General features: G+C 69.5%; 8 protein-coding genes and 1 tRNA gene. 7 read left to right on the top strand and 2 right to left on the bottom strand.

Features of this window, described 5'->3' with window-relative positions; translation table 11 throughout:
* Positions 1-71: 71 nt before the first annotated feature.
* Entirely contained in the window at positions 72-908 is an 837-nt protein-coding gene (locus ACIA8K_RS09895) for an S-methyl-5'-thioadenosine phosphorylase (RefSeq protein ID WP_396056946.1), read from the bottom strand.
* Positions 909-1048: 140 nt separating this feature from the next.
* Here ACIA8K_RS09895 and ACIA8K_RS09900 point away from each other — a divergent pair, with 140 nt between their 5' ends.
* From ACIA8K_RS09900 to ACIA8K_RS09930, 7 genes are all read left to right on the top strand, one after another.
* Entirely contained in the window at positions 1049-1603 is a 555-nt protein-coding gene (locus ACIA8K_RS09900) for a YqgE/AlgH family protein (protein ID WP_396056948.1), read from the top strand.
* 85 nt (positions 1604-1688) lie between these two features.
* Positions 1689-1761, top strand: a tRNA-Ala gene (locus tag ACIA8K_RS09905).
* A gap of 269 nt (positions 1762-2030) precedes the next feature.
* The gene (locus ACIA8K_RS09910; RefSeq protein ID WP_396056950.1) at positions 2031-2588 is read left to right on the top strand and encodes a hypothetical protein; all 558 of its coding nucleotides are present in this window, start codon (positions 2031-2033) and stop codon (positions 2586-2588) included.
* Between the two features lies 1 nt (position 2589).
* Positions 2590-4029: a dihydrolipoyl dehydrogenase family protein gene (locus ACIA8K_RS09915; protein ID WP_396056952.1), complete on the top strand. Its 1440-nt coding sequence runs from the start codon at positions 2590-2592 to the stop codon at positions 4027-4029.
* A 41-nt stretch (positions 4030-4070) separates the two neighbouring features.
* Positions 4071-4373, top strand: coding sequence for a hypothetical protein (locus ACIA8K_RS09920; RefSeq protein ID WP_396056954.1), 303 nt, complete (start codon positions 4071-4073; stop codon positions 4371-4373).
* A gap of 426 nt (positions 4374-4799) precedes the next feature.
* Entirely contained in the window at positions 4800-6044 is a 1245-nt protein-coding gene (locus ACIA8K_RS09925) for an LPXTG cell wall anchor domain-containing protein (RefSeq protein ID WP_396056956.1), read from the top strand.
* Between the two features lie 155 nt (positions 6045-6199).
* Positions 6200-9403 (top strand): DEAD/DEAH box helicase, encoded by a 3204-nt coding sequence (locus ACIA8K_RS09930; RefSeq protein WP_396056958.1) that lies wholly within the window; start codon positions 6200-6202, stop codon positions 9401-9403.
* 214 nt (positions 9404-9617) lie between these two features.
* Here ACIA8K_RS09930 and ACIA8K_RS09935 read toward each other — a convergent pair whose 3' ends face one another.
* Complete coding sequence (locus ACIA8K_RS09935) at positions 9618-10742, bottom strand: hypothetical protein (RefSeq protein ID WP_396056960.1); 1125 nt, start codon at positions 10740-10742, stop codon at positions 9618-9620.
* Positions 10743-10830: the final 88 nt, after the last annotated feature.

The following is a 10830-nucleotide window of genomic DNA, read 5'->3' on the forward strand; positions in this document are numbered from 1 at the left end:
GACCGTTGCCCGCGGGAGCGTGCGGGTGGTGATGTGCGACCAGGTGGGTATATCTGGATCTTTGTTGCTTTTCAGGGCAGTTGAATGGGGAGCGGGATGCCGTCCAGCGCTGTCGCGCACGGGCAGGCGCGGTCCTTCGGGAGCTGGGTGACGACCGTGAGGAGCAGGTCGCGGAGGCGGTCGGTGTTCTCCCGGAAGACGCGGAAGACCTCGTCCATGGTGACGCCCTCGCCCGCTTCGACACCCGCGTCCAGGTCCGTGACGAGCGCGATCGAGGTGTAGCAGAGTTCGAGTTCGCGAGCGAGGACCGCCTCGGGGTGGCCTGTCATGTTGACGATCGTGCCGCCGATTGCGGTGAACCAGCGCGACTCCGCACGGGTGGAGAAGCGTGGGCCCTCGACCACGACCATGGTGCCGCCGCTGACCGGTTCGAGTTGCTGGGCGGTGGCCTCGGCGAGGACGATCTCGCGGCCGGTCGGGCAGTAGGGGTCGGCGAAGCCGAGGTGGACCGCGCCCTGGTCGTAGTAGGTCTGCACGCGGCCGCTGGTCCGGTCGATCAGCTGATCCGGCACGACGAACGTGCCCGTTCCCAGCTCGGGCCGCAGGCCGCCAACCGCGCACGGCGCCAGGATCTGCCGCACGCCGATCGACCGCAGCGCCCACATGTTCGCCTGATATGGGATCTTATGGGGCGGGAAGCGGTGATCCTTGCCGTGTCGTGGCAGAAAGGCGATCTTTCGGCCACCGACCTCGGCGATCGTGATCGGGTCGGAGGGAGGGCCGTACGGCGTGTCGACGACGTGCTCGCTCGCGTTCTCGAGCAGGGCGTAGAGGCCTGACCCGCCGATCACCGCCACATCCGCGTGCGGCGCGTCCGGCTCTGTCGGGTAATCGTTGCGCTCACTCACGTACAGACCTTATCGGCGGGCTGGGACGCAAGCTATCGTGCGAGGCATGGCGTTGACTGCGTCCGGAGACTTCGACGCCCCCGGAGCCGGGGATTGGGGGTCGCGTGCATCCTGAAGGTCAGCGCATCGGAGGTCGTTCCATGGAGTCGATGACCGGACGTCTCCTGGTCGCGACTCCATCGCTGAAGGATCCGAACTTCGATCGCACTGTCGTGCTGCTCGTCGCGCACGAGCCCGGCGGCGCGCTCGGCGTGGTGCTGAACCGGGCCACCGAGGTGGCCGTCTCCGAGGTGCTCGGCAAATGGGGCACCCTGGCCGGCGATCCGGCCGTGCTGTTCGAGGGCGGCCCCGTCGCTCCCGAGTCCGCCATCTGCCTCGCCCGCACCCGCCCCTCGGTGAAACGCCCGTCCGGCTTCCACCCGGTCTCGGGCGGCGTCGGCACTGTCGACCTGTCCGCCGACCCGGAGTCCCTGGGCGACAACCTGGCCGGCCTGCGGGTTTTCGCCGGTTACTCCGGGTGGTCGCCGGGGCAGTTGGAGGAGGAGGTCTCCTCGGGTTCGTGGTTCGTCTTCGACGCCCTGCCCGGGGACGCGTTCGTTTCCCGGCCTGACGATCTGTGGGGAATGGTGCTGAAGCGCCAGGGCGGCATCATGGCCGCGGTGGCCCACTTCCCGTCGGACCCTGCACTCAACTGAGCCGGGGGGCCTCCGATGAGGGGGTGCCGAGGGTGTGTAATATTGCTGCCGTGCCCGGGTGAAACCGGGTGCACGGAAGACACAAGGGGCTGTGGCGCAGCTGGTAGCGCACCACACTGGCAGTGTGGGGGTCAGGGGTTCGAGTCCCCTCAGCTCCACCCTTGTAGAGGCCCGGGCGATTACGCCCGGGCCTTTTTCTGTCTGCGGATTCAGTTGTCGACGGCTTCGGCCGCCACTGGAGCCCTCCGGCGCCGGTCTCGAGGGTCCCCTCGCACGCTCTCTTGAAAAGATAGAACGTTCGGTCTTGACACTGGTGCGATGGCGGGTCATTGTTGGACGTGACAGAACGTTCGTTCTTCCGGCGGGCCGTGCAGTGCGACTCTCCGTGACGACTTCTCCGAGTCGCACCACAGCTGAAAGGAACATCGTGACCGCCATCGCCTCGTCCGGCGTCGCCGAGACCGCTACCGCCCTCCGGCGGCTCTACTTCGTCCGCTTCGGGTTCGCAATCATCTGGGCCCTCATCACGACGGTGCTCGCCAAGGACCTGAGTCCGGTCGTCGTCGTACTGCTCGTGCTGTACCCGCTGTTCGACGTGGCCGCCGCGATCGTCGACGCCCGGGCGTCGCGCACCACCGGGTCGCCGGTCCTGCTGTACGTCAACATCGCGATCAGCCTGCTCACCGCGGTCGGCCTGGCCGTCGCCTCGGCCTCCGGCGTCCCCGCGGTGCTCCGGGTGTGGGGCGCCTGGGCGGTCGTGGCGGGCCTGATCCAGCTGGTCGTGGCGATCAGCCGCCGCGCGATGGGCGGCCAGTGGCCGATGATCATCAGTGGTGCGATCTCCGTGCTCGCCGGTGCCTCGTTCATCGCCGGTGCCTCGGCTGACAACCCAATGCTTACCAATGCGGTCGGTTACGCCATCCCCGGTGGCATCTTCTTCCTTATCTCGGCCATCCGCCTGGGCCGCGCAGCGAAGGGCAAGTGACATGGAGAGCAACACGTACGACGTCGTCGTCATCGGCGCGGGCCCGGTCGGGGAGAACGTCGCCGACCGGGTGGTGCGGGGCGGTCTGAGCGCCGCAATCGTCGAGCGCGAGCTGGTCGGCGGCGAGTGCTCCTACTGGGCCTGCATGCCCACCAAGGCGTTGCTGCGCAGCGGGGCCGTCCTGCGGGCGGCCCGCCAGGTACCGGGCGCGAGCCAGGCGGTGACCGGCGGCCTGGACACCGCCGCGGTGCTGGCCCGCCGTGACTCCTTCGCCTCGCACTGGAAGGACGACGGCCAGGTCGGCTGGCTGGAGTCGGCCGGGATCGCGCTGCACCGCGGTCAGGGCCGGATCGCGTCCGCCCGGGTGGTCGAGGTGGTCGGCGACGACGGCGTGGTGACCACGCTTACCGCCCGGCACGCGGTGGTCGTCGCGACCGGATCCGGCGCGTTGGTGCCGGACCTGCCCGGTCTGCGTGAGGCGAAGCCGTGGACCAGCCGGGAGGCGGTCGCGGCGAGCGTGGTTCCGGGCCGGCTGGCGGTGATCGGCGGCGGCGTGGTCGCCTCGGAGATGGCCACCGCGTTCGCCTCACTGGGAAGCGCCGTGACAGTGCTGGCCAGGGACGGGGTGCTGCCGATGGCGGAGCCGTTCGCCGGCGAGCGGGTCACCGAGGCGCTTCGCGAGGCGGGCGTGACCGTGCGTCTGGGCGCGGAGGCGTCCGAGGTCCACCGCGACGAGCACGGCACGGTGCGCATCACCCTGACCGGCGGCGAGCAGATCGAGGCCGACGAGGTTCTGGTGGCGGTCGGCCGCACGCCGAACACAAGTGATCTCGGCCTGGACGCCATCGGCCTGACGCCGGGCGCCTGGCTGACGGTCGACGACACGCTGCGCGTCCTGGACGGTGACGGCGCGCTGGCCGGCGACGGCTGGCTCTACGCCGCAGGCGACGTGAACCGGCGGGTGCTGCTGACCCACCAGGGCAAGTACCAGGCCCGCGCGGTCGGCGACGTGATCGTGGCCCGGGCCAAGGGCGAGACGGTCGACGACGGCCGATGGGGCCGGCACGCCTCGACGGCCGACGAGCGCGCAGTGCCGCAGGTCGTCTTCACCGAGCCGGAGATCGCATCGGTCGGGCTGACCGCCGCAGCCGCCGAGCGGGCCGGGCTGCGGATCCGGGTCGTGGAGTACGACCTCGGCGCCGTCGCCGGCTCGGCACTTCACGCCGACGGCTACAAGGGCCAGGCGCGGATGGTCGTCGACGAGGACCGGAAGGTGATCGTCGGGTTCACGCTCGCCGGGCCGGACGTGGCGGAGCTGATCCATGCCGCGACGATCGCGGTGGTCGGCGAGGTGCCGCTGGAACGGCTGTGGCACGCGGTTCCGGCCTACCCGACGGTCAGCGAGGTCTGGCTGCGGCTGCTTGAGGCCTACGGCCGCTGAGCCGGAGAGCAACACCCCCACCCCCCATACAGGAGGTCACCATGTCCACCAAGATCACGCTGATCATCGACAACCCCGAGAACCCCGACGAGTTCGAGAAGGCCTACGCGGAGGTGCGCCAGGCCGCCGAGACGTTCCCGAAGGTCCGGCGGGTGGAGTCGGCCAAGGTGTGGCCGAAGGAGGACGGCACGCCCACGCCGGCGTACCGGACGCTCGACCTGTACTTCGACAGTTACGAGGACGCCTCCGCCGCGGTCGCCACGCCCGCTGCCGGCGCCGTCTTCGGTGGGCTGGTGGGGACGCAGGTGACGTTCAAGGGGCTGTTCTCGGACATCGAGCAGTAGAGCCGTACCCCGTGGCCCGTCCGACGTGATGTCGGACGGGCTTTTCCGTGCGCGACGCCGCCTATCGAGCGGGCTCGGCTGCCCGGCGCCTTCCGCGGACTCGGACCGGCCCGGCGAAGAGAACGTTCGGTCTGCTCTGCTCTCGACGGCCGCTACGGAATGCAATCGACCGCGCTCTTTGCGCTTATCAAAGATCTCGGATTGATATCAAGAAATTAAGGGGTAGCTAAAAAATTTCTGTGCGAATGATGGAATGGCTAGTCTCAGGCGGCGTTGCGGGTTCGCTTCGTCCATTAGCGACAACCGCCGCTGACACGCCCCTCGAAGGCGTCACCCTCACCGGTCAGTACATCGGCATCACCCGGTTCGCGCCGACCGATAAATCGGTGCGTTCCGTTCGTTCCCCTCTCTTGGAGCGTCGCACCTATGAGTTCTGCCCCCCGCATCCGCCGTGCCGCCGCCCTTGCGGCCGGTGTTCTTCTCGGCCTGACCGGTCTGGCCGTCCTCGGTTCGCCGGCCAGCGCCGGCACCGGTGACCACAAGACCTGTGTCGCGCCCGAAAAGGCCGAGTACCGGCACACCTTCAACGGCCCGAACGGAACCGCGAGCATCCAACTGCTCAACGGCCCGCTCTGCGCGGAGCAGTCGTTCGCGCTTGTCGCCTACACCGCGCCGTCCGCGACGTTCGCCACGCCGCAGCACGTGCTCGACAGCTCGGTGAAGAAGTTCGTGCCGGCCACGGCTGCGGAGCTCAGCTCGAGCAAGCTTGAGTTCAAGGTCGAGGTCCCGGAGTGCTTCACCCAGGTCGACTTCGTCTTCGGTGACCAGATCATCAACCCGCTGACCGACGGCAGCGACCGCTACGGCAGCCGCAAGGTCGGCGAGGGCAGCGCCCCCGGCAACCGGTCGAAGCCGGCGCAGGGCCAGCCGAAGAACGCCTGGTACAACGGCGGCTCCGGCACCTGCAAGGCCGAGCCGGCCGTCGAGGCGCTCCCCGACTGCGAGGGCAACGTCACGCTCAAGCTGATCAACCGCAGCACCTTCAGCGAGACGTTCACCATCACCGCCGACGGCGGCTTCTCCAAGTCCGAGACGCTCGCGGCCCGCCAGGAGCCGGTCTCGATCAAGGTGCCGGCCGCCAACGCCAAGAACATCGTGGTCAAGTCGAAGAACAAGGAGCTGTACCGCGGCTCCTGGACCAAGCCCGAGGACTGCAAGACCCCCGAGGTCGGCACCCTCGAGGCCACCGTGGACCAGACCTGCGAGGGCCTCGGCTTCACGATCAAGAACCCGGAGAACGGCAAGAGCCTGACCGCCACCTTCACCCCGAACAAGGGCGAGGCGAAGACGGTCACCGTGGCCCCGGGCAAGACCGAGAACGTGACGTTCGCCGGCGTCGAGGGCCTCACCGTCAAGGTCGAGGGTGACCTCGACTCGCTCGGCGAGGTCACCTGGGCCGGCGCTGCGAACTGCACCCCGGCCCCCTCCACCACCCCGGCGCCCTCCACCACCCCGGTGCCCGGCACCGGCGGCGGCGAGCCGGGCGAGCCCGAGCTCCCGCTGACCGGTACCGCAATCGGCTCCATCGTCGCCGGTGCGGCGGTGCTGCTCGCGGTCGGTGGCGGCCTCTTCCTGATGGCCCGCCGCCGCAAGCTCAACTTCGAGGCCTAACCGCCTTACGCACCACAGGGCGCGCCGACCGGCAACGGTCGGCGCGCCTTTCCGCGTCTGCGGGCCGGATCGGCAGCGGGCGTCGCGCGGTTGACGTCACCCGATCGAGGTCCGCGTCACATCGCCGGGCGGGCGCTTCGATACCGTTGGTTCCCGTGGCGCGATTGGCACTGACCCAGGATGAGGCGGCGATCTGTGAGGCGGTCGGTACCAGGAGCTTTCTGGCCGCGCGCGCGATCCTGGCCGACGGAGACCTGACCGGCGTCCGGTGGAACCCCACCGCCGGACAGGGGCACGCGGTCGTACGGGGTCCGGCGGGCGGGGTGACGACGGCGGCGGTGAAGACCGAGGCGAACGGCACGGTGCGTGTCGACGGCGACTGCACCTGCGAGGCCGCGCCCGGCTGCTCCCATCCGATCGCGCTGGCGCTGGCCGGCTATCAGAAACCGGCGGCCGCGGTGTCGACGCCGCCACGCAAGAAGGCGGCGTCCTGGGAGCCGTTACTGGCCGCGTTGATGGGGACCGATTCGCGGCCGGACGAGCACGACGTCCCGGACCTCGCGCTGCAGGTGGAGCTGGAGGGCCGCCGGGTCGGGCTGCGCCCGGCCGTACCGGGAAAGAGAGGGTGGGTACGTACCGGCATCTCGTGGTCGACGCTGCACTACGCCTACCGCGCCACGTCACCCAGGGCGAAACACCATGTCCGGCTGCTCCAGGAACTGCGCGCGTTGGCCGAGGCCGATGAGCGCGAATTGCATCGGTACGCCTACTACGGCGGTGGCCAGCGGGTCATCTACCTGGACGACTTCCAGACCCGGCGGGTGTGGGACGTGCTGGCCGAGGCGCAGGAGGCCGGGCTGCCACTGGTGCAGAGCGGCCGGACGCCGGCGCCGGTGACGGTGTCCGCGCCGGTGAGGTTCTCCGTGCATGCCGACAGGGACGGCGCCGACCTGCGGCTGCGCCCGATGCTGATGAGCGGTGGCGAGGTGATCGATCCGGCGGACTCCGTCATGATCGGCGATCCGGCACACGGCATCGCCTGGTGGGGTGCGGGCCCGTTGCGGCTGGCACCCGCGGAGCGGCCGTTGACCGATCAGGCTCGGCGGGCGCTCGCGGTCCCGGCGATCGTCATCCCGGCCGCCGACGAGCAGCGCTTCCTACGGCAGTACTACCCGGGCATGATGCACCGGTCCGAGATCGTCGCCGCGGGCGAGGCCGGGCTGCCCGACATCGCGCCGGCGCTTCTGACCCTCACTGTGCACCGGCTTCCTGAGCATCGCATGTCGCTGACCTGGGACTGGATCTCTACGATCGGCACACAGATCCAGCGCGAGCCGCTGAGGGACGGCAGCGGCGAGACGGCCGACCGGGCCGCGACGGTACGCCGCGCGGCTGAGCTGGTGGCCGGCCCTGAGTACGGGATGACCGAGCCGGCACCCGGCGGGCAACGCCTGCGTCGCCACGTCATGGCCGACGGCGATCTCATGCTCCGCATCATCCGCGACATCCTCCCCCGGGTGGCCGAGGCGGACGGCCTCGCCCTGGAGTTCGACGCGGACGGCGACCTGCCGGATTACGTCGAGGAGGAGTCGGCGCCTGTCGTCTCGTTCAGCAGCGACGGGCAAGCGGACTGGTTCGACCTCGCGGTACGGGTGACTGTCGGAGGCGAGGACGTCGGCTTCGACGCGCTGTTCCTGGCGCTCGCGGCCGGACAGCAATTCATGATCTTGCCGAGCGGCAGGTACTTCACCCTCGACCGGAACGAATTCCGGCAGCTTCGCGAGCTGATCACGGAGTCCCGCGAGCTGCAGGACGCGCCGCCGGGCGTGCTCCGGGTCGGGCGGTTCCAGGCAGGTTTGTGGCAGGAGCTGTCCGAGCTGGGCGTCCTCACCGGGCAGGCGGCCGCCTGGCAGGAGTCGATCCGGGCGCTGAGCGTGACCGGTGCCGGCGACCGTGCCACGGTGCCGGCCGCCCTGCAGGCGACGCTCCGGCCGTACCAGCTGGAGGGCTTTGAATGGCTTGCCGCCCTGTACCGTCATGGGCTCGGCGGCGTGCTGGCCGATGACATGGGACTCGGGAAGACGCTTCAGGCGCTCGCCCTGATCTGCCATGCCGGCGCCGGCGTGCCGTTCCTGGTCGTGGCCCCGGCCAGCGTGGTCGGCAACTGGGCGCAGGAGTCCGCCCGCTTCGCCCCGCACCTGCGGGTCAGTGCCGTCGTGCAGACGGGGGCGCGCCGCCCCGGCTCGCTGCGGGAGACGGTCGAGGGTGCGGACATCGTGGTCACGTCGTACACGCTGTTCCGGCTGGAATACGACGACTACGCCGCGCTGCCGTGGGCCGGGCTCATCCTCGACGAGGCGCAGTTCGTCAAGAACTCCCAGTCACACGGCTACCGATACGCCAGGCAGCTGCCCGTTCCGTTCAAGCTGGCGATCACCGGAACACCCATGGAGAACAACCTGGGTGAGCTGTGGGCGCTGCTGTCCATCACCGCGCCCGGCCTGCTGCCCCGGCCGGACCGCTTCACCGACTACTACCGCAAGCCGATCGAGAAGGACCACGACGAGGCCCGGCTCGCCCAGTTGCGCCGCCGGATCCGGCCGTTGATGCTGCGCCGCCGCAAGTCCGAGGTGGTCACCGAGCTGCCGCCGAAGCAGGAACAGATCGTTGAACTGGAACTGAACCCGAAACACCGGAGGATGTACCAGACCTACCTGCAACGCGAGCGGCAGAAGGTTCTTGGCCTCCTCGGTGACCTGCAGAAGAATCGCTTCGAGATCTTCCGGTCGCTGACGCTGCTGCGGCAGGCGAGCCTCGACATCGGCCTCGTCGACCCGAAACACGCGAACATCCCGTCGACCAAACTCGACGTCCTCAGCGACCGGGTCACCGACCTCGTCGCGGAGGGCCACCGAGTGCTGATCTTCAGTCAGTTCACCCGGTTCCTGACCGCGGCCCGGCATCGGCTGCAGGACGCCGGCATCGACTGCCTCTACCTCGACGGCAAGTCCCGTGACCGGGCCCGCATCATCGACGGCTTCAAGTCGGGCATCGCGCCCGTCTTCCTGGTCAGCCTCAAGTCCGGCGGCTTCGGCCTGAACCTGACCGAGGCCGACTACTGCATTCTGCTCGACCCCTGGTGGAATCCGGCGACCGAGGCGCAGGCGGTGGACCGGGTCCACCGCATCGGTCAGACCCGCACCGTCATGGTCTACCGCTTCGTCGCAAAGGACACGATCGAGGAAAAGGTGATGGCCCTCCAGGCCCGCAAGGCCGAACTCTTCAGCAGCGTCCTCGACGGCGGCGAGTTCGCCGATGCCGCCCTGACCTCCGACGACATCCGCACCCTGCTCGAATGAGCATGAATCCCGCGCCGCTGACATCCCTGAGTGGTGTCGGAATCATGTGCGTCTGCCGATGCCACCGCCCTGTTCACCGACGACCTCGCATCGGCCGTCCGCGAGCTGCGCGAACCGCGGGGCGTGGCCGGACTACCGCCGTCGCCGCCCGGCCCGCCGCTTGCCGCTGAGGACCGCTGGGCGGGCGGTGTGAGTCGGTGTAACGGCGATGGGGTCAGAGGTCGAGGCCCACGTCGGCCAGGCGCCGCTGGAAGGCGGGTTTGCTGAGGTGACCGGCACGGAGCTCGGCGATCCGCTGCCCGAAGGCAGCCTCGGCACTGTCGCGCTCGCTGATGTCGCGTAGGTCGATGAGGAGTTGCACGGCCTCGTCGTACCCTCGCGAGGTCTTGGTGTCTATCAGTGCGAATACCCGCTGCCAGGCGCGGATCTGGTCCCTGGAGAGGCGGTCGAGGTGTCGTTGCCGTTCGGCGGCGGCCGACCGTTCGCGACGCTCCTGCTCCTGCCTGCGGGCCGCGGCGTCTAGGCGTTCGCGCTCGTCCCGCGCCTTCTCGGCCGAACCACGAAGCATCCCGGCGGTACGCGAGGCGCGCGCCCCGGCCCGGTCCGGGTGCTCCGCGCGATATCGGCGGAGCAGGTCACCGTGGATGGAGGCGCCGGTGATCGCACGGGTCAGCAGCGCGTCCTTCTCCGCGACCGGCAGCTCACCCACCCACGCGGTGAGTTGCACTGCGGTGGGCTCGGCTCTGGCGGCCGAGCCGGTCGCGGCGACGGTGAGGAGATCCGGGTCGAGGCGTAGGAACGCGGCGGCAGCGGTCAGCGGGCCGTCCAGCCGGTCCAGGCCGGCGGGGACGGGTGGTTCCGGCTCGTCGTCATCGAGCCTCATCAGCTGTACGTCAAGCAACCAGCCCAGATAGAGCAACCGCAGGTCACCGGCGAGCAGACCGGCCCGGGCCGGAGTGATCGCGCCGAGCAGACCGCCGCCCTCGGATTCCAGCTCGACCTCGCCCTCCTCGTCCTGGAAGACCAGGTCGATCACGACATGTGTACGGGTCTTGAAGGAGGAGGCGTTGTAGCGGATGGCGGTCGCCGGGTCGAGAGCCGTGACGGGCAGCCGGAACATCAGCTGCCGGGTGCCCCACAGCGCCAGGTACAGGTGGGCGTCGAAGTAGGTGCTCATCAGGGCGCGCTCGTCGCCCTTGAAACTGCCGTAGTTGTAGTAGTTGGTGAAGCTCGTCGTGGTGATCTCGGCGCGGGTGGAGATCGCACGCAACGCGGCCTGCCGACGCGCGGTCAGCGGCCGGTCGACGGCGACGAACTCGTAATACTGGTACTCGCTCACGGTCTATCGCCCTGTCGCCCAGCGGCGGGAGGCGTCTACAACGGCCTCTTCGATCATCGCGTCGAGCTCGTCGGCCCGCTTCTTCGGC

This window comes from Catenuloplanes sp. NPDC051500 (genome assembly GCF_044454585.1).
Taxonomy (GTDB): domain Bacteria; phylum Actinomycetota; class Actinomycetes; order Mycobacteriales; family Micromonosporaceae; genus Catenuloplanes.

Excerpts from the sequence above, each read along its gene's own strand:
- ACIA8K_RS09920 (WP_396056954.1), top strand. The coding sequence starts at position 4,071 with ATGTCCACCAAGATCACGCTGATCATCGACAACCCCGAGAACCCCGAC.
- ACIA8K_RS09925 (WP_396056956.1), top strand. The coding sequence starts at position 4,800 with ATGAGTTCTGCCCCCCGCATCCGCCGTGCCGCCGCCCTTGCGGCCGGT.
- ACIA8K_RS09900 (WP_396056948.1), top strand. The coding sequence starts at position 1,049 with ATGGAGTCGATGACCGGACGTCTCCTGGTCGCGACTCCATCGCTGAAG.
- ACIA8K_RS09915 (WP_396056952.1), top strand. The coding sequence starts at position 2,590 with ATGGAGAGCAACACGTACGACGTCGTCGTCATCGGCGCGGGCCCGGTC.